Annotated in this window: 26 protein-coding genes; 10 read left to right on the forward strand and 16 right to left on the reverse strand. The window is 66.4% G+C overall.

What is annotated here, in order from left to right; genetic code table 11:
* Positions 1 to 13: 13 nt before the first annotated feature.
* Entirely contained in the window at positions 14 to 277 is a 264-nt protein-coding gene (locus tag TZ53_RS01320) for a hypothetical protein (RefSeq protein ID WP_025547053.1), read from the reverse strand.
* Positions 277 to 1,656, reverse strand: a complete 1,380-nt coding sequence (gene argH / locus TZ53_RS01325) for an argininosuccinate lyase (RefSeq protein WP_044660176.1) — start codon at positions 1,654 to 1,656, stop codon at positions 277 to 279. Before argH ends, TZ53_RS01320 begins: the two co-directional genes overlap by 1 nt.
* 43 nt (positions 1,657 to 1,699) lie before the next feature.
* Between argH and TZ53_RS01330 the strand changes: the two genes are divergently transcribed.
* The 3 genes from TZ53_RS01330 (at position 1,700) to TZ53_RS01340 (ending at position 5,670) form a co-directional block, all read left to right on the forward strand.
* The gene (locus tag TZ53_RS01330) at positions 1,700 to 2,275 is read left to right on the forward strand and encodes a TlpA family protein disulfide reductase (RefSeq protein WP_044660177.1); all 576 of its coding nucleotides are present in this window, start codon (positions 1,700 to 1,702) and stop codon (positions 2,273 to 2,275) included.
* 304 nt (positions 2,276 to 2,579) lie between these two features.
* Positions 2,580 to 5,204, forward strand: coding sequence for a TonB-dependent receptor plug domain-containing protein (locus TZ53_RS01335; protein WP_044660178.1), 2,625 nt, complete (start codon positions 2,580 to 2,582; stop codon positions 5,202 to 5,204).
* A 64-nt stretch (positions 5,205 to 5,268) separates the two neighbouring features.
* A complete protein-coding gene (locus TZ53_RS01340; RefSeq protein ID WP_025547061.1) occupies positions 5,269 to 5,670 on the forward strand; it encodes a RidA family protein in 402 nt (133 codons plus the stop codon).
* A 275-nt stretch (positions 5,671 to 5,945) separates the two neighbouring features.
* Here TZ53_RS01340 and TZ53_RS01345 read toward each other — a convergent pair whose 3' ends face one another.
* The 10 genes from TZ53_RS01345 to TZ53_RS01390 form a co-directional block, all read right to left on the reverse strand.
* Complete coding sequence (locus tag TZ53_RS01345; RefSeq protein ID WP_044662772.1) at positions 5,946 to 6,341, reverse strand: hypothetical protein; 396 nt, start codon at positions 6,339 to 6,341, stop codon at positions 5,946 to 5,948.
* 93 nt (positions 6,342 to 6,434) lie between these two features.
* A complete protein-coding gene (locus TZ53_RS01350) occupies positions 6,435 to 7,019 on the reverse strand; it encodes a hypothetical protein (RefSeq protein ID WP_044660179.1) in 585 nt (194 codons plus the stop codon).
* Positions 7,020 to 7,043: 24 nt separating this feature from the next.
* A complete protein-coding gene (locus TZ53_RS01355) occupies positions 7,044 to 7,610 on the reverse strand; it encodes a demethoxyubiquinone hydroxylase family protein (RefSeq protein ID WP_044660180.1) in 567 nt (188 codons plus the stop codon).
* Complete coding sequence (locus tag TZ53_RS01360; RefSeq protein ID WP_044660181.1) at positions 7,607 to 8,092, reverse strand: disulfide bond formation protein B; 486 nt, start codon at positions 8,090 to 8,092, stop codon at positions 7,607 to 7,609. Before TZ53_RS01360 ends, TZ53_RS01355 begins: the two co-directional genes overlap by 4 nt.
* 239 nt (positions 8,093 to 8,331) lie before the next feature.
* Complete coding sequence (locus TZ53_RS01365; RefSeq protein ID WP_025548614.1) at positions 8,332 to 9,681, reverse strand: S41 family peptidase; 1,350 nt, start codon at positions 9,679 to 9,681, stop codon at positions 8,332 to 8,334.
* A gap of 80 nt (positions 9,682 to 9,761) precedes the next feature.
* On the reverse strand, positions 9,762 to 10,763 hold the full coding sequence (locus TZ53_RS01370) for a nucleotidyltransferase domain-containing protein (RefSeq protein WP_044660182.1): 1,002 nt from the start codon (positions 10,761 to 10,763) through the stop codon (positions 9,762 to 9,764).
* The gene (locus tag TZ53_RS01375; RefSeq protein WP_044660183.1) at positions 10,760 to 11,623 is read right to left on the reverse strand and encodes an HprK-related kinase A; all 864 of its coding nucleotides are present in this window, start codon (positions 11,621 to 11,623) and stop codon (positions 10,760 to 10,762) included. Before TZ53_RS01375 ends, TZ53_RS01370 begins: the two co-directional genes overlap by 4 nt.
* Positions 11,620 to 11,901 carry an HPr-rel-A system PqqD family peptide chaperone gene (locus TZ53_RS01380; protein WP_044660184.1) on the reverse strand — a complete coding sequence of 94 codons (282 nt, stop codon included), beginning with the start codon at positions 11,899 to 11,901 and terminating at the stop codon, positions 11,620 to 11,622. The genes TZ53_RS01375 and TZ53_RS01380 overlap by 4 nt, the downstream gene beginning before the upstream one ends.
* 67 nt (positions 11,902 to 11,968) lie before the next feature.
* Positions 11,969 to 13,153: a glycosyltransferase gene (locus TZ53_RS01385; RefSeq protein ID WP_044660185.1), complete on the reverse strand. Its 1,185-nt coding sequence runs from the start codon at positions 13,151 to 13,153 to the stop codon at positions 11,969 to 11,971.
* Positions 13,154 to 13,249: 96 nt separating this feature from the next.
* A complete protein-coding gene (locus tag TZ53_RS01390; RefSeq protein WP_025548622.1) occupies positions 13,250 to 13,666 on the reverse strand; it encodes a hypothetical protein in 417 nt (138 codons plus the stop codon).
* A 98-nt stretch (positions 13,667 to 13,764) separates the two neighbouring features.
* Between TZ53_RS01390 and TZ53_RS01395 the strand changes: the two genes are divergently transcribed.
* The 7 genes from TZ53_RS01395 (at position 13,765) to phoB (ending at position 21,130) form a co-directional block, all read left to right on the forward strand.
* A complete protein-coding gene (locus TZ53_RS01395; protein WP_044660186.1) occupies positions 13,765 to 15,021 on the forward strand; it encodes an ATP-binding protein in 1,257 nt (418 codons plus the stop codon).
* Between the two features lie 154 nt (positions 15,022 to 15,175).
* A complete protein-coding gene (locus TZ53_RS01400; RefSeq protein ID WP_025548626.1) occupies positions 15,176 to 16,231 on the forward strand; it encodes a substrate-binding domain-containing protein in 1,056 nt (351 codons plus the stop codon).
* A gap of 10 nt (positions 16,232 to 16,241) precedes the next feature.
* On the forward strand, positions 16,242 to 17,636 hold the full coding sequence (gene pstC / locus TZ53_RS01405; protein WP_044660187.1) for a phosphate ABC transporter permease subunit PstC: 1,395 nt from the start codon (positions 16,242 to 16,244) through the stop codon (positions 17,634 to 17,636).
* Positions 17,636 to 18,880 carry a phosphate ABC transporter permease PstA gene (gene pstA / locus TZ53_RS01410; protein WP_044660188.1) on the forward strand — a complete coding sequence of 415 codons (1,245 nt, stop codon included), beginning with the start codon at positions 17,636 to 17,638 and terminating at the stop codon, positions 18,878 to 18,880. The genes pstC and pstA overlap by 1 nt, the downstream gene beginning before the upstream one ends.
* 74 nt (positions 18,881 to 18,954) lie before the next feature.
* Positions 18,955 to 19,716, forward strand: a complete 762-nt coding sequence (gene pstB / locus TZ53_RS01415) for a phosphate ABC transporter ATP-binding protein PstB (RefSeq protein WP_044662773.1) — start codon at positions 18,955 to 18,957, stop codon at positions 19,714 to 19,716.
* Between the two features lie 17 nt (positions 19,717 to 19,733).
* Positions 19,734 to 20,426: a phosphate signaling complex protein PhoU gene (gene phoU / locus TZ53_RS01420; protein ID WP_025548630.1), complete on the forward strand. Its 693-nt coding sequence runs from the start codon at positions 19,734 to 19,736 to the stop codon at positions 20,424 to 20,426.
* A 2-nt stretch (positions 20,427 to 20,428) separates the two neighbouring features.
* Complete coding sequence (gene phoB, locus TZ53_RS01425) at positions 20,429 to 21,130, forward strand: phosphate regulon transcriptional regulator PhoB (RefSeq protein WP_044660189.1); 702 nt, start codon at positions 20,429 to 20,431, stop codon at positions 21,128 to 21,130.
* A gap of 37 nt (positions 21,131 to 21,167) precedes the next feature.
* Here the strand turns inward: phoB and TZ53_RS01430 are convergent, their stop codons facing one another.
* The 4 genes from TZ53_RS01430 to TZ53_RS01445 all read right to left on the reverse strand — a co-directional run bounded on the left by TZ53_RS01430 (position 21,168) and on the right by TZ53_RS01445 (position 23,834).
* Positions 21,168 to 21,347, reverse strand: coding sequence for a Trm112 family protein (locus TZ53_RS01430; RefSeq protein WP_044660190.1), 180 nt, complete (start codon positions 21,345 to 21,347; stop codon positions 21,168 to 21,170).
* Positions 21,344 to 21,952, reverse strand: coding sequence for an LON peptidase substrate-binding domain-containing protein (locus TZ53_RS01435; RefSeq protein ID WP_025548636.1), 609 nt, complete (start codon positions 21,950 to 21,952; stop codon positions 21,344 to 21,346). Before TZ53_RS01435 ends, TZ53_RS01430 begins: the two co-directional genes overlap by 4 nt.
* A 14-nt stretch (positions 21,953 to 21,966) precedes the next feature.
* Positions 21,967 to 22,878 (reverse strand): tetratricopeptide repeat protein, encoded by a 912-nt coding sequence (locus TZ53_RS01440; RefSeq protein ID WP_044660191.1) that lies wholly within the window; start codon positions 22,876 to 22,878, stop codon positions 21,967 to 21,969.
* Between the two features lie 110 nt (positions 22,879 to 22,988).
* Complete coding sequence (locus TZ53_RS01445) at positions 22,989 to 23,834, reverse strand: MipA/OmpV family protein (RefSeq protein WP_044660192.1); 846 nt, start codon at positions 23,832 to 23,834, stop codon at positions 22,989 to 22,991.
* Positions 23,835 to 23,885 lie beyond the last annotated feature (51 nt).

The following is a 23,885-nucleotide window of genomic DNA, read 5'->3' on the forward strand; positions in this document are numbered from 1 at the left end:
TTATCGCCAAAAATCAGCGGGGGTCGCTTTCGGGCGGCAGGTCGAACGGGTCGTCGCCACGCACCTTCGATTGGGTCAGCAGTTCGACATTCCGTTCCGGCCGCGCCTGGATCGTGGGCGTGGTGAGCTGCGCTGCGGTGGGCGCCGTCGCCGCCCCCACCGGCACGGCGGGCAGGCGCTGCCCCTGCACCGGCTTCAGCGGCTGGCGACCGCCGCAGGACGCCAAGGCCAGCGCAAGCGCCGCCAGCGCAACCCCTTTGGCGATCCGTGCCGTCATCACTTCTTCTGCCCTTTCGCGTCGTTCCGGGCCTCAGCGATCCGCGCACGCACCTGATCGGGCGCGGTGCCGCCATGGCTCCTGCGGCTGGCGACCGAGGCGTCGACCGTCAGCACCGCATAGATACGCTCATCGATCCGCGCATCAATGGCCTTGAGCGTTTCCAGCGGCAGATCGGCAAGCTGCACGCCCGCCGCCTCCGCCGCCGCGACCGCGCGGCCCGTGATATGATGCGCCTCGCGGAAGGGAATGTCGCCCTCCCGCACCAGCCAGTCGGCGAGGTCGGTGGCGGTCGCGAAGCCGCTTTCCGCCAGGCCGCGCATCCGGTCGGTGCGGAACGTCACCGTCTCGATCATGCCGGTCATCGCCGCGATGGACAGGCCCAGCAGGTCATGCGCCTCGAACACCGGCGGCTTGTCGTCCTGCATGTCCTTCGAATAAGCGAGCGGCAGGCCCTTCATCGTGACGCAGAGCGCATTCATGCAGCCCATGATCCGCCCGGCATGGCCGCGCACCAGTTCGGCGGCGTCGGGATTGCGCTTCTGCGGCATGATCGAGCTGCCGGTCGAATAGGCGTCGGGCAATTTCACGAAGCCGAAGGGCTGGCTAGCCCAGATGATGAATTCCTCGGCCAGCCGCGAGAGGTGCAGGCTGCACTGGGTCGCCGCCATCAGATAGTCGAGCGCGAAGTCGCGGTCCGACACGCTGTCGAGGCTGTTGTCGGTCGGCTTGGCGAAACCGAGCGCCGCCGCCGTGGCGTGGCGGTCGATGGGGAAGCCGGTCCCGGCCAGCGCCGCCGCGCCCAGCGGGCACTCGTTGAGGCGGGCGCGGGCGTCGGCGAAGCGGCTGCGGTCGCGGCGGACCATCTCATGATAGGCCATCAGGTGATGACCGAGCGTCACCGGCTGCGCGGACTGGAGATGGGTGAAGCCGGGCATCACCGCATCGGCATGCTCCTCTGCGCGGGTGAGCAGCATGGCGGACAGGCCCTGCAGGCCCGCCTCCACCTCATCGATGGCGTCGCGCACCCAGAGGCGGAAATCGGTCGCCACCTGATCGTTGCGCGAGCGCGCCGTGTGCAGCCGTCCCGCCGCCGGACCGATCAATTCGGCCAGCCGCGACTCCGTGACCATGTGGATGTCTTCCAGGTCCAGATCGACCGGCACGCCGTCGGCTTCATATTCGGCGGCGATGCGGTTCAGCCCCTCGGTGATCGCCTGCGCGTCCTCTCCGTCGACGATGCCCTGTTTGGCGAGCATCGCGACATGGGCCTTGGACCCGGCGATGTCCTGCTTCCACAGGCGCTTGTCGAACGGGATCGACGCATTTATCTCCCGCATGACCGAAGCCGGACCGGCCGCGAAGCGTCCGCCCCACATGCTGTTGGAGCTTTTCCCCGTGCGATCATCCTTACGCTGCGTAATGACACTGCTCCTGCTGGCCGGCCTTGGCGCGTGCGATAAGCAATCCCCGGCCGCCGGGCAAGGCCCGAACGCCACCAGCGGCGAGGCGACGGGACCGGCGCAAAGCGGGAAAGGCGCGTTCAGCTACACGCTCGACAGGTCGAAGGCCGGAACCGCTGCCCCCGATTTCACCTTCCAGAATCCGGACGGCAGCGATGCCAGCCTCAAGGATTTCGCGGGCAAGCCGGTGCTGGTCAACCTCTGGGCGACCTGGTGCGCGCCCTGCGTGGCGGAAATGCCGACGCTGGATGCCGTGGCGGCGGATTATGGCAGGAAGGGGCTCGCCGTCCTCACCATCTCCCAGGACAGCCAGGGGGAGACGGTGATCAAGCCCTTCTTCGAGAAACATCCCCTGCCCCATCTGAAGGGCTGGATCGACCCGGAAAACCAGTTCGGCTTCCACTACAACACCGGCATGCTGCCGACGACCGTCATCTATGATGCGCAGGGCAAGGAAATGGTCCGGGTGGTCGGCGCGATGGATTGGGCCAGCAGGGAAGGCCGCGCGCTGATCGAAGCGGCGATGGCGAGCTGATCCCCTGCTCCCCCTCTCCACTCTTCATGTCGATAGGTTCGGCATGACGAACAGGGGCAAGGTTTTCCTGAAACGAACTTCCGTCAAAAATCCGCCATATGCGCTGCTTGCAAAATGCGGCGCGCCACATGCACCCTAATCAATTGCCATTCTGCCTCATGGCGTCGCAATCTGGTCTGATTTTCCTCCTAGAAATAAAGAAGAAATATTTAATTTTTCTATTTTTTGTGCGATGCGGTAGAGGTTTCATCCTAAAAGTTCGTTGATCCCCCTGTCATGGATAAATGCAAAACAGGGGGCATAGATGACAAGATTATCCGCTCTTCGCCTTTCATTGGTGCTGGCCTCGTCCTGGTCGGCCTGTGCGATGGCGCAGGAGGCGCAGACCGCGCAAGCCGATGATGGCGCCGCCATCATCGTTACCGGCACCCGCGCCGTCGGCATGCAGGCGGCCGAAAGCGCCGCGCCGATCCAGGTGCTGAGCCAGGAGGCGATCAGCCATGTCGGCCAGCCGAACCTCAACCAGGTCCTGACCCAGATCGTCCCGAGCTTCACCGCCCAGACGCAGGGCACCGACCTTTCCAGCTTCTCGCTCTCCGCCCGTCTGCGCGGCCTCAGCCCCAACCATACGCTGGTGCTGGTCAACGGCAAGCGCCGCCACGGCAACGGCATCCTCCAGGTGATTTCCGGCGCGTTCCAGGGTTCGGCGGCGCCCAGCATCGACCTGATCCCGCCGGACGCCATCGCCCGCGTCGAAGTGTTCCAGGAAGGCGCGGCCGCCGTCTATGGCACGGACGCCATCGCGGGCGTCATCAACTTCATCCTGAAGGACAATAACGAAGGCGGCAGCTTCAAGGTCACGGGCGGCCAATATTATGACAGCGAAGGCGAATTGTTCTCCGCCTCCGGCAATATGGGCTTCAAGCTGGGCGAGGACGGCTTCTTCAACCTGAGCCTGTTCCACCGCCGCCAGGATTACACCACGGTGGGCACCGGGCAGGTCCAGATCACCAGGCCGGACGGCACGCTTCAGCCCAACACGCCCGCCCAATGGTCGAACCTGGCGGGCGACGCGCTGTCGGGCATCAACGGCGGCCAGCCCAAGACCTATCTGACCGAAGCCTTCTACAATATGGGCTATGATTTCGGCGGCATCGAACTCTACAGCTTCGGCGATTATGCCCGCCGCATCGGCTATGCCAAGCAGGGCTACCGCCATCCCAAGCGCATCTGCTACGAAACCGGCAATCTGGGCGGCAGCATCACGCCCGCGGCATATAATCCCAATATCTGCTATGGCGACACCGGCACCTGGGGCATGGTGCCGCTCCAGCATGTGATCGAGGATGAATATAGCTTCACGGTCGGCGCCAAGGGCGATTTCGGCGGCGACTGGAATTACGACATCAGCACGACCTACGGCTATCAGAAGGACGACATCTGGACCGAAGCGTCGGCCCATCGCGAAGTCTGGCAGGAAAGCTATGCCGCCTCCCTGCAGGGCATCGGCAGGCCCAATACGGTGGACAAGGCCTATGACGGCGGCTTCCGCCTGAGCCAGACCACCGTCACCGCCGACATCCGCAAGGAATTCGACGCCGGCATGGCGGGGCCGCTGACCCTGGCGTTCGGCGGCGAATATCGCCGCGACACCTATGAGATCGTCGCGGGCGATTATTATTCGACCTACAAGACGGGCGTTCAGTCCTTCCCCGGATACAAGGCGACCGACGCGGGCAAGTTCCGCCGCAGTTCGCGCGCGGGCTACATCAACCTGATCGCGGAGCCGGTTGAAAACTGGTCCGTCGACCTTGCCGGCCGTTACGAGGATTATACCGACTTCGGCGACACCACCATCGGCAAGATCACCACGCGCTACGACTTCAGCCCCGCCTTCGCGATTCGCGGCACGGTCAGCACCGGCTTCCGCGCGCCGACGCTGGCGGAACAGAAATATTCGACCATCAACGTCGGTCCGACCAGCGCCGTCGCGCAGCTTCCCGCCGGCACGCCTGCCGCCGCGCTGCTGGGCTTCAACTCGCTGAAGCCTGAAAAGTCGAAGAACTTCTCGGCCGGCGTCGTGCTGCGGCCGGTGCCGAAGCTGGCCATCACGGTCGACGGCTATATCATCAAGATCAAGGACCGCATCACCGGCACGGCGGCCCGCAACGCCGTCCTGAACGGCGTGCCGCAGCCGGGCGGCGCCGACATCCTGAACGCGCTGAACGCCGCCGGCATCGTCCTGGACAGCGCCCTGTTCACCAACGGCACCATCGGCGTGTCGAGCTTCACCAACGGCATCGACACCCGCACCTGGGGCATCGATTTCTCGGCCGCCTACCCCGTCGCGCTGGACTTCGGCACGCTGAACCTGTCGCTGACGGCGAATTACAACAAGACGAAGATCACCGACAACAAGGTCGGCTACCCCATCTTCAACGCGGCGTCGGAAAGCAACATCGAGCGTTCCAACCCCGACTACAAGATCGTGGCCGGCGCATTGTTCAAGAGCGGGAAGTTCGCGCTCAACCTGCGTGAGACCTTTTACGGCAAGACCAGCGTGCTTGTCCGCCCGGCCTTCACGCCGTCCGCTGGCTTCATCCCGAATGGCGGCTTCCTGATCGCGGACGGCGCCATCGTGAACGGGGTGAACGCCAACCAGCTCTACTTCAACGGCGTGGTCAAGGCGACCGCGCTTACCGATCTGGAGGCAAGCTACGACTTCACCGATGCCGTCACCTTCTCTGTGGGTGCGAACAACCTGTTCAACAAGCGGCCGGAAGTGCCCGCGCTGATGCAAGGCGTCACGCCGGGCGCTGGCGTCTCGCCCTATATCAACGGCGCCGGGGCCTATAACAGCTATTATGGCCACGGACCCTACAGCACGTCGGGCGGCTATTATTACGCCCGGCTCGACTTCAAATTCTGACGCGTCACGAAGGAAGGGCCGGTCCGCCAAAGGACCGGCCTTTTTGCATCGGGGAAATAGGCATATGAAGAAATGGTTCGCCCTGGTCCTGGCTGTTGGCGCCACGCCGCTGGCCGCGCAGCAGCCTCCCTTCTCCCCTGCCGTGCGGGCAGGCGATACCCTGTATCTTTCCGGCCAGATCGGCCGGGTGCCGGATGGCATGGACCCCCATAAGGAGGGCTTCGATGCCGCGGTCCGCAATTCCATGGATTCCATCGGCAAGATCCTGAAGGACAATGGCCTCGACTTCGGCCATGTCGTCAAATGCACGGTGATGCTGGACGACATGGCGGATTGGCCACGATTCAACGGCACCTATGTCAGCTATTTCCAGGGCAAGCGGCTGCCCGCCCGAAGCGCGTTCGGCGCGGACGGGCTGGCGATGGGCGCGCCGCTGGAGATCGAATGCATCGCGAGCTTCAAATAGGCGAAGGCCGTCCGGCTTTTGGACCGCGTGGACAAATTGGGAATGTCGGGAAATGGCCAATCCAAGACATTCCCCTCCCGCAGGCGGGAGGGGTTAGGGGTGGGCGCGAGCGCAGCGAGCTTCTGACTTAGCCGTTGCAAAACAGCGCAGATGCCGCGCCAGCCCACCCCCTAACCCCCTCCCGCCTGCGGGAGGGGGAATGTCCGCAATCCACCCAAATCACTCAGTCCGGCGAGTCTCGAATTTATCCACGCCGCCTAGCGATGGCGCGCCGCTCAAGGCTCGCCCCTGGACTCCTGCATCCGCCGCTCCGCGAACCATTGCTCCAGCGCCTTGGCGGTGCAGCCGGTGAAGCCATTGCTGCCAATGGCGGAGCAACTGCCCGGCAGGGTCTGCCGCTGGACCTGCTCCATGGTCGCGACCTGGCTACCCCAGCCGGGGCCGCCCGCCGGTTCAGGCTTTTCGCGCAACTTCTTGGGAATGCGATAGCGTTCGGATTCGGGCTTGCGGGCGCAGACGATGATCTCGTCGCCCTCGCCCTTTGGGCAAGGATCGTCGCCATAGACGACCAGGTTGAAGATTTTCTGCGGCGGCTCGGCATGGGCCGCGCCGCCGAAAGTCAGGGGAGCCAGCGCGACGGCGGCGAAGGAAAGGGCAGTGAGGAGACGCATCGATCCATAATCCTTGTTCGTCCCCTGTCCCGCCGGCCGGATTGCCCGGTTTCCGGCAGCCTTCTTCCAGACGCCGCGCCGCGGCAAATGCCGTCACTGCTGCGGCGGCGTTCCCGGTTGCGGTCCCTGCGCCGGAGCCGGCTGCTGTTGCTGGGCGGCCCGGGCCTTTTCCTCCGCCACGGCCTGCGCCTCGATCGCCTTGCTTTCCGCGTCGATGGTGGAAAGGCGCCGGGTCCGTTCCGCCTCGACCAGATCCTTCCAGCTTGCATTGTCCGCGGCCTGGCGCTCCGCCTTGGCAAGGCGCGCCAGTTGCGCGAAGCAGCCGGTGGCCCCGCCGCCGCCCACCGGCGAGCAGCTTTCGGTGCCGCTGCGTCCGACATATTCCATCGACTTCACCCGTTCGCCCCATGCCTGATGGCTGGGCTGGTTCGGATCGCCGCGCAACGGCTCGGGAATGCGGTAGCGCTCCTCCTCGCCCTTGCGGGCGCAGACGACGATGTCGCTGCCCTGGCTCTGCGGGCAGGGATCGTCGCCATAGACGATGACCAGATTGACGCGTTCCGACCCCGCCTGCGCGGCGGTGGGCTGGTCCTGCGGAACGCTGGGCCCCTGTTGCGCCATGGCCGGGAAGGCAGCGCCCAGCGCAAGCATGGCGGCGATCAGGCGGGTCTTCATCATGCTTCTCCTCAGATACGCTTCGCCTTAGATATGCTTGGAAAGGGCGATGGCGGCACGACAGCCCAATCTGATGACGCCCGACAATAAGGGATAGACCGGAGCTTCCTCCGCGCCATGGGCGATGGCGGCGTCGCGATGCTCCACTTCCTCCGCCTGAAAATCCGCGATGACGGTGGAGAGTTCCGGATCGTCCTGACCCAATTGCTCGAGCTGCTCGGCATAGTGCCGGTCGATTTCGGTCTCGATCGCGGCGGTGCACGCCATGGCGGCGCGCGGCCCGATCGCCGCCGTCACCGCGCCCAGGGCGAAACCCGCCACGTTCCAGATCGGCTGCAGCGCCGTCGGACGCACGCCCCGGCGGGCGATCATCGCGTCGAAATGCTTGCGGTGCCGTTCCTCCTGCGCCGCCATGCCGGCGATGACGCGGGAATCAGGATGGCGGTCGCCCATGACGGCAAGCTGCCCGGCATAGATGCGGGTCGCACCGAACTCTCCCGCCTGGTCAACGCGCAGCATGGAGGCGCGCTGGGCGTCCGTCACCCGGCGGCCGGGCCGGGGGAAATCGGGACGCTGAGAATCTTTTGCGCTCATGCCTTGCTCCCTTTCCTGAGCAGCAGCACCAAGATGAGGAGCGCCGCCGCCGCCGACAAGAGGCCGTTATAGCCCGCCATCGAAATGCCGAACAGGCTCCACGGCGCGACGTCGCAGCGGGTGATCGGCGTCGCCATGATCTGGTTGAGGATGTCCGCCGGATTGCCGCCGGCCGGGCTGGTCGAGCAGGCGGTGAGCCCCTGCCACCAGCCATATTCGACGCCCGCATGGAACAGGCCGATGCCGCCACTGAGGCCAATGGCAAGGCCGGCGAGTCCGGTGAACAGCGCGCTCACGCAGGCCTTGCCGCGCAGCGCATAGGCGATCAGCGCCAGCGGAATGGCCGCCATATGCGCATAACGCTGCCACCAGCACATTTCGCACGGGTGCAGGCCACCGAGGAACTGGAAGGCATAGGCGCCGCCCAGCATGACCAGCGGGACGATCAGCGCCAGGGCGCGGGCGAGGGGCAAAGATTTCATGTCGCTCGCTTAAACCGTCACGTGGCTTTCGTCATGCTGAACTTGCGGGGTGAAGGGAGCCGGCCTGAGGGCCGCGCGATCCCCTCACCGAGCTGCGACCAGGCAGCGAGCTGCCAAGTCTGCGCAGCCCTCTTCCTCAAGGGAGAGGGATAAAGCGGGTGTCCGCTTCCCGTCCAACGCAATCCGGCAAGTCCCGAACCGGTCCCGCCGGCCGGGCGCGGCACGTCGATCCGCAACGATCAATGCGTCGCCGGCTTGCGGACGGGAGCGGCCTGAGCCACCGCCCCGCCCGGCTTTGCCGCCAGACGCGCTATGGTCTTCAGCGCATAGTCGAGCTGGAAATCCTCGATCCCCTTCTTCTTCAGCTCCTCTGCCGTGGCGGCGAAGCGGGGATCGTCCTTGCTGTCCTCTTCCAGCGCCGCATTGTCGGTCTTGATCTCGTTGATCAGGTGCCGGCGCAGGTCGCTTTCCCGGAATTTCGGACGATTCTTGTAATCGGGGTCGCTAAGCTGCGGCACCCTGACATCGGGTTCGATCCCGCCTTCCTGCACGGAGCGGCCCGACGGCGTGTAATAGCGCGCCGTCGTCAGCTTGAGCGCCGTGGTGTTGCTGAGCGGCAGCATGGTCTGGACGCTGCCCTTGCCGAAGCTGCGTTCCCCCATCACCAGCGCGCGATGCTGGTCCTGCAGCGCGCCCGCGACGATTTCCGATGCGGAGGCGGAGCCCGCGTCCACCAGCACGATCACCGGCAGGCCCCTCGCATCGTCGCCGGGCTTGGCATAATAGCGCTCGACATCGCCCTTGTTGCGGCCGCGCTGCGACACGATCTCGCCGCGCTCCAGGAAGGTGTCGCTGACCGACACGGCTTCGTCCAGCAGCCCGCCCGGGTTGGACCGCAGGTCGAGGATATAGCCGGTGGGCTTGCGGCCCAGCGACTTGTCGATGCTGCGGATCGCCTGGCGCACGTCGGCGCCGGTATTGGCCGAGAAGCTGACGATGTTGATGACGCCAATGCCGTTCTTCACCTCCCACTTCACCGGCTTCAACTGGATGATCTCACGCGTCAGGGTGAGGTCGATCGGCTTGTCGCGGCCGGGGCGGACGATGGTCAGCTTGATCTGCGTGCCCGGCGCGCCGCGCATCTTGTCGACCGCCTCGTCCAGCGTGCCGCCATAGATGAGCTGCCCGTCGAGATGGGTGATATAGTCGCCCGCCTTGATCCCCGCGCGCCAGGCCGGGGTATCCTGCGTCGGCGCGATCACCTTCACCGCGCCGTCCTCCTGCGTGACGGAAAGGCCGAGGCCGCCATAGCTGCCCTCCGTCTGGGTGCGGAGATTCTGGAAATCGCGGGCGTCGAGGAAGCTCGAATGCGGGTCCAGGCTGGCGAGCATGCCGTCGATGGCGCCCTTGATCAGCTTTTCGTCGTCGACCTTCTCGACATAGTCGCTGCGGACCTTCTGGAACACGTCCATGAACTCGTCGAGCGCCTTGTAGCTGCTTGCCTCCCCATCTGCGAGCGCCGCGGTGGTGGCAGGGATGAGCGCGAGCGCGCCAAGGGCGACGGCGCCCCGGAAGAAATTGGATTTCATGCGTGTCCTGAGTCCTGGCATCGAAGGGGCAATATAGGGCATTTCCGTGCAGACGCAAAAACCTTGGCTGGCGCCCCTTCCTAAACAGGCCGATGCCCCTTGCGCCATTTGGTGAACAGGTGCCGCGCCAGCATGGCGGGCGGCATTCTGAGCCAGTGGGAGCGCAGGTAGAAGGCGAAACGCAGCAGCCCGCGCCGTTCCCGTCCCCACCCGTCGCGCGCCAGCAGCCGGGCCTTGACGATCCGGTCCCGGAGCGTGAGCCGCGCCCCTTCGTCCCTCCCTTCGCCATAGAGCGCCATGGCGAGCCGCCTCGCCTGCCGCACATGGGACAGCAGGCCATGGTGCGCCGCCCGCGCCTCCAGCGCCGTCCCGTCGACGCCGTCGAGCAGGCAATATATGTCCCAGAGGTTGCGAAGCCCCCCGGCCAGATCGCCGTCGGCCAGCAGATGCGCCGCCGCGTGGCAGAGCCGGTCCTCGGGCGAGAGCATGGATAATTCGTTGGTGAGGGGAACCGCCTGCGCGATCATCGCCGCCGCGTCCGGCGTCTGCCGCGCCGTCAGCGGCAGGACGGTGTGATGCACGTCGATCATGCGGTCCCGCGCCGCGTGGATCATCGGCGGCAGCTCATGCATCCATCGGCGGTAATAGGCGTCGTCATAAGGGTCGTCCTTGACCCATTCCCATCCCGCGCCGATCAGCGCCCGTTCCACCCGATCCATCGCATCGCGCGGCACCAATATGTCGAGATCGCCGATGAAGCGCCCCTGCCCGGCGCGCAGCCCCGCCGCCGCATAGGCCGTGCCCTTGAGCAGCACGACCGGCACGTCCAGGCCGGCAAGCGCCTCTGCCGCGCGATCCGCCTCCCACAGGGCCTGCCGGGCTTCGCGCGCCGCATCCAGCCGGGCGTCCGCCAATATCGCGCCCACCGCCGGGGGCACGGGCCGCTCCCCGATTCGCAGGGCGAGCGTGCCGATCAGCCGCTCCGCCCTCGCCATGGCGATGAGGGCGTTCCACCCGTCCGCATCCAGCGCCGCCACCTCGTCAGGGTCGCGCAAGGCGCGCACCAGCAGCCGGGCGCTCATGCCAGTTCCTCCCAGAGCCGCTCGACAAGGGCGATGGCCTCGTCGCCCGATGGAAAGTCGATGGCGCGCGCCGGGACATTCCGGACGAAATCGCTCAACGCCGCGAAGCCCGCTTCGCCCAGGGCGACATAGTTGGTCGATGCCTGGGTCAGCCGCATGAAGACCTCCCCCTGGCCGACCGGGCGCACGTCCGCTTCATGGCCGAAACGCGGGAACAGCAGCAGCGCGGGCGGCGCGCCCTCCGCCATCCGCCCGATCGCCTCTCTGCGCGGGATCAGGTGGCGAATGTCCCCCTTGGCCGTCCCGGCGAGCAGCGGCCCCATGCGCTCCGCCGGGGCTTCCGCCGCGAGGACGCCGATGGCGCGGTTCTTGAGCGAGACGAGGCGCGGAAAGGGAAAGATCGCCCCCGTTTCCAGGTCGAGCAGCGCGAACTCGTCGCCCATCAGCCGCCAGCCCCGCTCCCCCAGTTGCGCGGCCAGCGTCGACTTGCCGGAACCGGACTCGCCGGTCATCACCAGCGCTCGCCCGTCCTTTTCGACGCTGGAGGCATGGAGCAGCAGGTGCCGCCGCCAGCCAAGCGCCATTTGCAGGTTCATCCCCATTTCCGCCGCCAGCAGCCCGTGGGCAAGGCTCATCGGCGCGGCGTCGGCCAGCCCATGATCGCCGGTGATGAAGATCGAGGGCCGGAACCAGCGCCGGAACGGCCCCGCAGGCTCCAGCCGCACGGTGAAATCGGCTATCGCGCCCGCCGGCATGGGATAATCGGCGTAGAGCCGCGCCAGCGCGTCCACCGGCTGGCGCCAGGCCGATCCGATGCGGAAGGTCGCCGGACCGATCTTCAGGGTCAGGGCATGGTTCACGCGATGCGGACCAGTCCAAGGGCGGCCAGTTCCGCCAGATGCGCCTCCACCAGCGGCAGGGCCTCCTCCGGCTCGCCCAGATCGTAAAGCTGGGCCAACTGCCCTAACAGCTCGCCCGCCGTAAGCGCCGCGCCGTCATCCAGCGTCGCCAGGATCTCCGGCACCGGGGCGATCGCCATATGGGTCTGTCCCGACGGCCGGTGGTAGAGCAGCACCATATCCTCCAGCACGCAGGATGCGATGGCGTCCGGGCTGTCCTGGCAATAGCGGGCTGGCATGATCGCGAAACCTGGCCTTCGGATGGGAATGTCGCGCCATCCTTAAGACAAAGGGGTAGCCAAGTGCCTAACGCGACAGGCTATTTTGCGCGACGCCCCGCCACCGCATGCCGCCGGATCGCGCCAGCCGGACAAAGGCCCGCAAATAGGCGTCGAGCGCGCTTTCGACGCCATGTTCCTTCACCGCGTCCGCCAGGCGCGCAGCCGGCGCGGGATGGTCGAGCGCCCAGAGGATCGCATCGGCAAAGGCATCGGCGTCGCCCACCGGCACCGGCGCATGCTGGCCCGCCGCGGCGAGCACCGGGCGGATATTCGGCGTCGAATCGGTTGCGACGACCCCCGTGCCGCATCCGAGCGCTTCGATGAGGGTCGCGACCAGCCCTTCCCAGCGCGAGGGTTGCAGCAGCAGATCGGCATCCGCCATCAGGGCCGCCAGTTCCGCCGGATCACCGACGAAGCCCGGAAATTCGACCCGCCCGGCGATGCCAAGCCGCGTGCAAAGCGCCTCCAGATCGCGGCGCAGCGGCCCCTGCCCGACGATCTTCAGGCGCCAGTCGAGATGCTTCAGCCGGGCGAGCGCCAGAAGCGCCGTCGCCTGGTCCTTCTGCGCGACCAGCCGCCCGACCATCAGGAAATGCCATGGGCCGCCGCCGGCTCTGGCGGCGCGCTGCCGCCGCAGCCGTTCCAGCAGCGGCGTGACCGTCGGGCGCGGCAGCAGCGTCACCTGCCGTCCCGCGAGCGGCCCGGCCTGCGTCAGCGTCATCCGGTCCGCCTCGCCCATCACGATGGTCATGGCGCTGGTCCGGGCGATGGCGCGGAAACGGCTACGCCTGATCCAGGCGGACAGGCCGCGCTGGCCGGGGCGGACGATCGGGTTGGAAATCCGACCGACCGCCCGCGTCGCCGTGCCCAGCGCCGCCAGCGCGCACAGCATGTTGCTCTGATTGCCCGCCGAATAGAGAATATCCGGGCGGAACCGCCGCACCATGACGGCCAGCGCCGGGAATTGGGCGATCATCGACAGCCGCCGCGAAAAGGGCGGCGCCGGTACGCGACGGACCGGCACGGCGGGATGGATGAGGCCCGCCACCGGGCCGTCCGTCCGCGTCATCCACAGTTCCACGTCCACGCCGCGCAGCCGCAGATGGTTGGCGAGCAGGATCGCCACCCGATCCAGCCCGCCATCGCCGGGTTCATAGAGGTAGATCGCGACCGAACAATCTTGTTTCACCCAATGGGGTGTATGGAACATGGGGTCGCCCTTGCTGCGCCTGACCGGATCGTCGAAGGCTCGACGCCGTCAACGCTGGCGAACCGTATAAGTTCGGGTGGAAATAAAGCCCTCGGCTCAGCGGGGCATTTGCAGCGATGCGTAGCAGGTGAAGCCGCTCGTCCCTGACTGAAGCCGCCGGATATAGTTGAGATAGGCCTGGTTCTGCTCATAGCTGGCGCCCGGCAGCCGGCCGCCGCGCAGCGCCTGCCGGACCTGTTCCCCGCTGAAGTTCTTGCCGGCGGGGAAGGCGCCCTGCGTTCCCGCCGGCACCACCTGCCCGTTGGGCGCGATATAATTGCCGGCCCGGCCCTGGTCGGGAACGGGTATCGTGCAGTTGAGCACCGACGCGGCCGTGTTCGCCAGCGCCGGCCGGATGGATATGATCGCGGAGGCCGCGACGGCGCCGCCCATCAGCAACTGGCGGCGCGACGGCGCGGCAAGGCCGTCGTCCTGCGACTCGGCTTCCTTCTGGGGGGGCAACGGCTCGCTCATGTCATCCTGATCCGCTATCGCGCTTGCCAAACTGTAAAAATTGCCGGCTACTGCGGCCCTCTTTGCAGCAAATGCGTCAAATTTCCAGCATGGTAACCATGAATCGCCTGACCGCCTCCCAGATCACCGCCTCGCTGGCCGTTCTGCTGCTCGGCACCGGGGGCGCGTTGATGATAGGCGCGGGGCCGCTCGACATCCTCCTGCCGGTGCTGGCGACGCTGCTGGTGCTCGTCATCTGCGCGGCCAGTCCGGACCGTCCGGAACCGGCCGTGTCGCCCCTGCCGGCGGAGGTTCCCGACATCATCGCCCATCCCGATGCGCGCGGTCTGCTGGAGGGCATAGCCGACCCGCTGATGCTGATCGAACGGGGCCGCATCATCGCCGCCAACCGCGCCGCGCAGCGGCTGCTGGGCGCGCATATCGAGGGGGAGGACGCCCGCATCGCCATCCGCCATCCCGCCGCTGCCGAACGGCTCGCCAGCCAGGCGCCGCTGGCCGAACCGGTCATGATCGAGCTGGTGGGCCTGGGCACCCGCGACCAGCGCTGGCAGATGCGGATCGCGCCGGTGGGGGAGGACGGCCATGTCCGGCGGCTGGTCCATCTGGCCGATCATAGCGGCGCCCACGCGGCGGAGAAGATGCGCGTCGATTTCGTCGCCAATGCAAGCCATGAACTGCGCACGCCGCTGGCCGGCATATTGGGCTTCATCGAGACGCTGGCCGACCCCGACCTGGGCAAGGACGACGAAACGCGGCAGCGCTTCCTGAAGATCATGGACGGCGAGGCGCGGCGGATGCAGCGGCTGATCGACGACCTCATCTCCCTTTCCCGCATAGAGGCGGAGAAATATCGCCTGCCCGACAGCGCGGTCGACCTGTCCGGCCTGGTGGCCGAGGTGGTGGGCGTGTTCCGCACCAGCCATGGCGATCGGGGGCGGGAGGTGGAGATGGAGATCGCGCCCGGCCTGACCGACGTGCAGGGCGACCGCGCCCAACTGTCGCAACTGCTCCATAATCTGATCGGAAATTCGGTGAAATATGGCCGCGCGGGCACGCCGATCCACGTGTCCCTTTCCGACGGGCCGAGCGGCCTGTTGCGGCTGACCGTCGCGGATGAGGGCGAAGGCATCGGCCCCGATCACCTGCCGCGCCTCACCGAACGCTTTTACCGCGTCGATTCGGGGCGCAGCCGGGCGGTGGGCGGCACGGGACTGGGGCTGGCCATCGTCAAGCATATCGTGGAGCGGCATCGCGGCCGGCTGGACATCGCCAGCGTGCTGGGCAAGGGCACCACCATCTCCATCCTGCTGCCCCGCTTCGCCGTCGAGGAAAAGGCCGTCGCGGCAAAGGCTTGATCAAAAAAAGACAGCGACAGGCCGGGCTTCCGCCGTCAATGTCATAAAAGTGCAATCCCATTGTCACAAAGGCGCGACGTACCGCGGCTACGGCGCGTGCCCAGAGGGGGGCGGCGAGAAGCGAATCGCGGCCTTTGACGAAGGAGATTACCCGGTGAAGCATTTCGCTCTGATGGCCGCGACCGCCGCGGCGGCACTCACTCTTTCAGGCTGCGGCCAGCAGTCCGGCGGCGGGGCCGGCGGCACCCGCGACCAGATCCGCGCGGTCGGCTCCTCCACCGTCTATCCGTTCGCCACCGCGATTGCCGAGATGTTCGTTCAGGGCAATCCCGGCATGAAGTCGCCCATCGTCGAATCGACCGGCACCGGCGGGGGCATGAAGCTGTTCTGCGCGGGCGTCGGCGCCCAGCATCCGGACATCGCCGACGCCTCCCGCCGCATGAAGAAGTCGGAATATGAGGACTGCCGGAAGAATGGCGTCAAGGACATCATCGAAATCCAGATCGGCGTCGACGGTCTGGCCTTCGCGGAATCGAAGAACGGTCCGGGCCTGAAGCTGACCCCGAAGATCGTCTATGAGGCGCTGGCCGCCAATCCCTATGGCAAGGGTCCGAACAAGGCCCAGAGCTGGAAGGATGTCGACCCCAGCCTGCCCGCCACGCCGATCAGCGTCTTCGGCCCCCCGTCCACCAGCGGCACCCGCGATTCGCTGGCCGAACTGATCCTGACCAAGGGTTGCGAGACCGACCCGGCGATGGAAGCGCTCAAGAAGAAGAATGAGGACGAGTTCAAGGCCACCTGCACCCGCATCCGCGAGGACGGCAAATATGTGGATTCGGGCGAAAACGACAATCTGATCGTCCAGAAGCTGGGCGCCAATCCCAATGCGCTCGGCGTGTTCGGCTACAGCTTCCTGGAGGAAAACAAGGACACGCTGAAGGACGTTTCCATCAACGGCGTCGAGGCGACCTATGAAACCGTCTCCACCGGCCAATATCCCGGCGCGCGTCCGCTCTTCATCTATGTGAAGAAGGCGCATATGCAGGCCATTCCGGGCCTTCAGGCCTATCTCAACACCTTCGCCGCGAACTGGGACCCGAACGGCGCGCTGACCAAGCGCGGCATGGTCGCGGCGCCGGAAGGCGTGCGCAAGGCGAGCGCCGAGACCGTCAAGTCGCTGGCCGTGCTCGACGGTTCGCAGCTCAAATAAGACAGGCGATATGACAGGTCCTGCAATCCTTCTGCTGCTCGCCGGTCTGGGCGCCATCGCCTGGGTCAGCGCCCGCGCCCGCGCGATGCGGCTGCAAAGCGCCGCGCGGGCTTCGGGCCGCCGCGACGCCGTGCACAGCCTGCCGGGCTATCACGGCTGGTATGTCGCGCTCTGGACGCTGGTGCCCGCCGGCCTCTTCCTGGCGGTCTGGGCCAATGTCGCGCCCGGTCTCGTCACGCAGGACGTGCTGGGCAGTCCGGCGGCGCAGAGCCTGCCCGCCGACGATTTCTCACGCTCCGCCATATTGGGCGAGGCGCGGGCGATCGCCACGGGGATGCAGGCGGGGGCGTTCAATCCGCTCTCGCAGGGCCTGGTCGAACCCTATAGGGACGCCATCGGCCAATATGGCTTTGCCGGCGCCGCGCTGGCGCTGGTGCTGGCCTTTGCCGGCGGCGCCTATGCCTTCACCCGCGTGCGCCCGGATTTCCGGGCGCGCACGCGGGTCGAGCGGCTGGTGATGGCGACCCTGCTGATCGCATCGCTGCTGGCGATCATCACGACGCTGGGGATCGTCGCGTCGCTGCTGTGGGAAAGCTTCCGCTTCTTTTCCATGGTCAGCCCCGTCGATTTCCTGTTCGGCGCGAAATGGAGCCCGCAATCGGCGGCGCTCGGCTATGGCAATGACGACGCCTTCGGCGCGGTGCCGCTGTTCTGGGGGACCATCTTCATCGGCGCGATCATCGCCATGGCCGTCGCCATCCCGCTGGGCCTGATGAGCGCCATCTACCTGACCCAATATGCCAGCCCCACCTTCCGCAAGTGGATGAAGCCGATATTGGAGGTGCTGGCGGGCGTGCCGACCGTCGTCTACGGCTATTTCGCGGCGCTCACCATCGCCCCGGCCCTGCGGGATTTCGCGGTCATGATCGGCATCCACGGCGCCTCTTCGGAAAGCGCGCTGGCGGCGGGACTTGTGATGGGCGTGATGATCATTCCCTTCGTCTCCTCCATGGCGGACGACAGCATCGCCGCCGTGCCGCAGTCGATGCGCGACGGCAGCCTGGCCATGGGCGCCACCACCAGCGAGACGATCCGCCGCGTGCTGATCCCCGCGGCGCTGCCCGGCGTGGTCGGCGGCGTGCTGCTGGCCGTCAGCCGCGCCATCGGCGAGACGATGATCGTGGTGATGGCGGCGGGTCTGGCGGCCAACCTCACCTTGAACCCCTTTGCCAGCGTGACGACGGTGACGACGCAGATCGTCCAGCTTCTGACCGGCGACCAGGAATTCGACAGCGCCAAGACGCTGGCGGCCTTTGCTTTGGGGCTGGTGCTGTTCATCGTGACGCTGCTGCTCAACATCGTGGCCCTGCGGGTCGTGAAGAAATATCGCGAGGCTTACGAATAATGAGTGCCGAACGCCTTCCCACCGACTGGAAGTCGGACGCGATGCGCCGGCGGATCGCCCGTCGCTATGCATCGGAACGCCGCTTCAAGGCGGCGGGTCTGCTCGCCGTCGCGCTCTCCGCCGCGTTCCTCGCCTTCCTGCTGTTCAGCATGCTGGGCAACGGCCTGCGCGGCTTCACCCGGACGGAAATCGCGGTGAAGGTCGACTTCTCCGCCTCCCCGCTGCTGCTCGACCCCAATGCCATCACGGATCAGGCGCTCGCCAATGCGAACCTGCCGATGGTGACGGGGGCGGTCGTGAAGAAGGCGCTGGGCGCGGATGCCGAGGAATGGGTGTCGCCCACCGCCTGGACCGTGCTGCGCGACGCTATCAAGGCCGATCCGAAGATCCTCGCCCGGACCGTGACGGTCAAGCTGCCCGCCGCCACCGCCATCGACCTTGCCGCCAAGAGCAACGGTTCGCCCGAGGCGGAAGCGGCGGTAGCGCGGCTCGACAAGGCGGGCCTGCTGACTACCGGCATCAACTGGGGATTCCTGACCGCGAGCGACGGCACCGATCCGACGCAGGTCGGCATCTGGGGCGCGTTCAAGGGATCGCTGCTGACCATGCTGGTGACGCTGGCGCTGAGCTTCCCGGTGGGGGTCGCGACGGCCGTCTATCTGGAGGAATATGCGCGCAAGAACTGGCTGACCGACATCATCGAAGTGTCGATCAACAATCTGGCCGCCGTCCCCTCCATCATCTTCGGCCTGCTGGGCCTGTCGATCTTCCTGAACTTCCTGCACCTGCCGCGTTCGGCGGCGCTGGTCGGCGGCATGACGCTGGCGCTGATGACCATGCCGGTCATCGTCATCGCGGGCCGCAACGCCATCAAGTCGGTGCCGCCCAGCATCCGAGACGCGGCGCTGGGCATCGGCGCCAGCCCGGTGCAGGTGGTGTTCCACCATGTCCTGCCGCTGGCCCTGCCCGGCATCCTGACCGGCACCATCATCGGCATGGCCCGCGCGCTGGGCGAGACCGCCCCGCTGCTGATGATCGGCATGCGCGCCTTCATCGCCACGCCGCCGGGGGGGATCACCGATCCGGCGACCGTGCTGCCGGTGCAGATTTTCCTCTGGTCCGACGAAGTCTCCAGGGGCTTCGTCGAAAAGACTTCCGCCGCCATCATCGTCCTGCTGGTCTTCCTGCTCGCGATGAACGGCATCGCCATCTACCTGCGCAACAAGTTCGAAAGGCGGTGGTGACCGCGATGACAGCCATGATGCATGAACAACAGACGCTGACCCCTGCGGGCGAAACCAGGATGCCGGAAACGAAGATGACAGAAACCAAGATGACGGCCCGCGACGTCAAGGTCTTCTATGGCGAGAAGCAGGCGATCAAGGGCGTGTCGATCGATGTCGACATGGACAATGTCACCGCCTTCATCGGCCCGTCGGGTTGCGGCAAGTCGACCTTCCTGCGGACGCTCAATCGCATGAACGATACGGTCGCCTCCGCGCGGGTGGAAGGCACGATCACGCTGGACGGCGAGGACATCTACGCCCCCAGCATGGACGTGGTGCAACTGCGCGCCCGCGTCGGCATGGTGTTCCAGAAACCCAATCCCTTCCCCAAGTCGATCTATGAAAATATCGCCTATGGCCCGCGCATCCATGGCCTGGCCCATGCGAAGGCGGACCTGGACGTGATCGTCGAGAAATCGCTGCGCCGCGCCGGCCTGTGGGACGAGGTGAAGGACCGGCTGCATGACAGCGGCACCGCGCTTTCGGGCGGGCAGCAGCAGCGCCTGTGCATCGGCCGCGCCATCGCCGTCGAACCGGAAGTGATCCTGATGGACGAGCCCTGCTCGGCGCTGGACCCCATCGCGACGGCGAAGATCGAGGAACTGATCCACGAACTGCGCGGCCGCTACGCCATCGTGATCGTGACCCACAACATGCAGCAGGCCGCCCGCGTGTCGCAGCGGACCGCCTTTTTCCATCTGGGCGAGCTGGTCGAATATGGCGTGACGTCGGACATATTCACCAATCCCCGGCAGGAACGGACAAAGGATTACATCACCGGACGCTACGGCTGATCCGGGGGAGGAAAGACATGGCAGAACATACGATCAAGGCGTTCGACCAGGAAATGGACAAGCTCCGCGGTCTGATCGCGGAAATGGGCGGTCGCGCGGAATCCGCCATTGAGAAGGCGATGCTCGCGCTGCAACGCCATGACAAGGTGCTGGCGGCGGAGGTCGTGGCGGAGGACAAGCGCATCGACGCGATCGAGGCGGAGGTCGAGAAGCTCGCCATCGAGATCATCGCCCTGCGCGCGCCGATGGCCAACGACCTGCGCGACGTGATCGCCGCGCTGAAGATCGTCGGCGTGGTCGAGCGGATCGGCGATTATGCCAAGAACATCGCCAAGCGCGTGCCGCTGATCGCCGCCAACCAGCGGACGCAGGAGCCGATCGCGCTTCTTCCCTCCATGGGCCAGGTCGCGGGCGAGATGGTGCAGGACGCGCTGAACGCCTTTGCCGCGCGGGATGCCGACCTGGCCGTCGCGGTGGTGGAGCGCGATACGGTGGTCGACGATTTCTACAACAGCGTCTTCCGCACGCTCGTCACCTTCATGGTCGAAAATCCCAAGACGATCAGCGAATGCGCGCATCTGCTGTTCATCGCCAAGAATATCGAACGGATCGGCGACCATGCCACCAATGTGGCGGAGATGGTCTATTATGCCGCCACCGGCCAGACCCTGCCCGACCGCGAACGCGGCGGCGCGGCGGCGGAGGGCTGAGCATGGCGCGGGCCAAGATGCTGTTGGTGGAGGATGACGCGGCGCTGGCCGAACTGCTCATCTGGCATTTCAAGCGCGAGGATTTCGAGGTCGCGCACACGGTCGACGGGGAGGAAGCGCTGCTTCTGGCGCAGGAGAATGTGCCCGACATCGTGCTGCTCGACTGGATGGTGGAAAGCCTGTCGGGCATAGAGGTCTGCCGCCGCCTGCGCCGCATGAACGGCACGGCCAACGTCCCGATCATCATGCTGACCGCGCGCGGCGAGGAGGAGGATCGCGTGCGCGGGCTGGAAACCGGCGCGGACGATTATGTGACCAAGCCCTTTTCGCCCCGCGAACTGGTGGCGCGCGTCGGCGCGGTGCTGCGGCGCGTGCGCCCGGCGCTGGCCGGCGAGACGCTGACCTTCGCGGATGTCGAGATGGACACGGTCGGCCACAAGGTCCGACGCGGCGGTCAGGTGATCCCGCTAGGCCCCACCGAATTCCGGCTGCTCAAGCATTTCCTGGAACATCCCGGCTGGGTCTTCTCCCGCGAGCGGCTGCTGGACAGCGTGTGGGGGCAGGACAGCGACATCGAACTGCGCACGGTGGACGTGCACATCCGGCGATTGCGCAAGGCGATCAACGCGGACGGCCGCTATCACGACATCATCCGCACGGTGCGTTCAGCGGGCTATGCGCTGGATACGGACGGGGTCGCGTAAAAGGCGGTCGCGGACAGATGGGGTCCGGTAGCGGTCGTCACCCCGCTATGGACCGCGCCTCCCGCACGACCAGCACCGGGACGCCATCGCGCACCGGAAAGGCGAGCCCCGCCGCCTCGGACAGCAATTCGCCCTGTTCCGCATCCCAGCGCAGGGGCGTGCGCGTCACCGGGCAGACCAGCTTCGCGAGCAGCGCCGGATCGATCCTGCCGCTCATTGCATCGTCGCCCCGCCGTCGCGTTCGATCCGCCCGACGATCTGCATCAGCTGGATGATCCGGTCGGCCCGTTCGCCCAGCGTATCCGCCTCCAGCAGGGTCTGCTTGGCCGCCGGATCGAAGGGCACGATCTGCGCGATCCCGTTCACCAGCGCCATGTCGTCGAGCCGCGACACCGCCGTCCAGTCGACCACATAGCCCAGCGCATCGGCAAAGCGCCGCGATTCCTGCTCCAGCGCCGCCCGCTCCACGGCGGAGAGGATTTCATCCTCTTGCGCAATGGGCTCCACATCCGCCTCGATCTGGCGAAAGGCGGTGGGGACGTCCAGTTCCCGCACCACACGAAAGCGCGCAAGCCCCTTCAGCAGGATGTTGTACCGGCCGCCCTCCAACGCCTCGATATGGGTGATGTGGCCCAGGCAGCCCACATCGAACAGCGCGGGCTTCGTCCCTTCCTCCCGCGGCTGGATCATGCCGATGCGCCGGTCCCGCGCCATGGCGTCATGGATCATCGCCTGATAGCGCGGCTCGAAGATATGGAGCGGCAGTTCCATGCCCGGCAGCAGCAGCGCGCCCGGCAGGGGAAAGATCGAGACGCGCGACATGACGCCTGCGCCGGTCAGGAAAACAGGATCTGGGAAAGCTTGCGCCGCTGCCCCGCGACCCAGGGATCTTCCAGCCCCGTCGCCTCGAAAAGCTTGAGGAGCTGCGCCCGCGCCGCGCCGTCATTCCACGCCCGGTCGCGCCGCACCAGTTCCAGCAACTGCTCCGCCGCTCCATCGCGGTCGCCATTGGCCATCAGGCCGTTCGCCAGTTCGAAGCGCGCCTCATGATCGTCCGGATCGGCGGCGACCTTCGCCTCCACACCCGACAGGTCAGCCACCGGCCGGGCATCGCGCGCCAGCGCAATGGCGGCGCGTGCGCGCTCCACCGCCTGGTCCTTGGCCACATCGGCGGGCAGAGCGGCCAACGCCGCTTCGGCTTCGTCGAACTGTCCCAGCGCCACCAGCGCCCGCGCCGCGCCCGAAGCCACATCGGCATTGTCGGGCAGCATCTGATCGATCTGCCGGAACACGGACAGCGCCCGCTCCGCTTCGCCCCCGGCCAGCAATTCCTCGCCCATGGCGATCAGGGGCGCAATCTCCTCCAGCTGCGCCTTCTCCTCCGATTCGATCGGCAACTGGCCCAGCAACTGGTCGAGATATTGCTTGAACTGCCCCTCGGTCCGCGCCTGGCTGAGGTCGGCCACCGGCTGGCCCTGGAACACGGCATAGACGGTGGGGATCGACTGGACGCGGAACTGGGCGGCGATGAATTTGTCCTCATCGACGTTGATCTTGACCAGCTTGACGCCCTTGGCCGCATAGTCGGCGCAGACCTTCTCGATCACGGGCGCGAGCTGCTTGCAGGGGCCGCACCATTCGGCCCAGAAATCGACGATCACCAACTGGGTGCGCGAAGGATCCACCACATCGCGGCGGAAAGCCTCCACCGATGCCTTGTCGGCCTCGCTCAGTCCAAGGGTCGCCACTTCTCTTATCTCCTGCTGCAAACGCGGTTGCCAAGCCGCCCTCATACAGCGCCTTATGTGGGGCGTCACCCCATAGGAACAAGGGAGATCGGCCGGGGATCAACCGGAGATCAAAAGGTGTAGCCGACGCCGATCGCGCCGATCCACTGATTCCGGGAGCCCGCGACGGACACGATGGGCGAGGCGGCATAGTCGCCCAGGATCCGCGAATAGCTGGCCGCGGCGAAGATCGCCCAGCCATGGCGCAGGTCGCCCGACAGCGACTTGCCGCCCGCCAGGCTGAAATTCACCTTCTTGAATCCCGAACCATCGCCTGCCCCGCCATAGGCCGGCAGCCCCGATGCGGCAGCGCCCGCCGGATCGACGTCATAATAATAGCGGCCATATTTCCTGCCGACATAGTCCGCCGACACGCCCAGCCCGACGAAGGCCGTCTGCGACAGCGGCGTCATATATTCCACCGCGGGCGTGATGACATAGCTGCCATGCGCGCCCGCCACATCCCTGGTCACGGCGACGCGCGCCGACAGATTGTCATAGGCGCTGGTGATCACCCCGGTCTTGCCGATGCCGACGAAGCCGCCGACCTCCACCGCGATGTCGCGCTTGCCCAGCAGGCGCACGGCATCGTCCTTGATGTTCCTGCGGCTCGACCGGTCGAAGCGGACGTTGACCACCGGGCCCAGTTCGAAGTCGACGCCGTCGGGATCGCTGTTGGGGATCGCGTCGACATACAGGCCCGGACCGCGCGTCCAGAAGGCGAAGTCCTTCACCTTGCCGCGAAGCTGCGGGATGGGCAGCACGCGATAGTCGTCGGACCCTTCATAGCTCGGCGCGGCGGCCACGCCCACGCCGATGGTCAGGCTGCTGCGATCCTCCTGCTGGGCGAAGGCCGATGGCGCAAGGCAAATGGCCGCGACGGCGAACGCCGCGGAAAGGCGACAGCGATGATGCATGATGAGCCTGTTCAAAGAGATTGTCGGGCAAGATAATGTTTTTACGGCATT

The sequence above is a fragment of the Sphingobium sp. YBL2 genome, assembly GCF_000943805.1.
GTDB classification, from domain to species: Bacteria; Pseudomonadota; Alphaproteobacteria; order Sphingomonadales; family Sphingomonadaceae; genus Sphingobium; species Sphingobium fuliginis.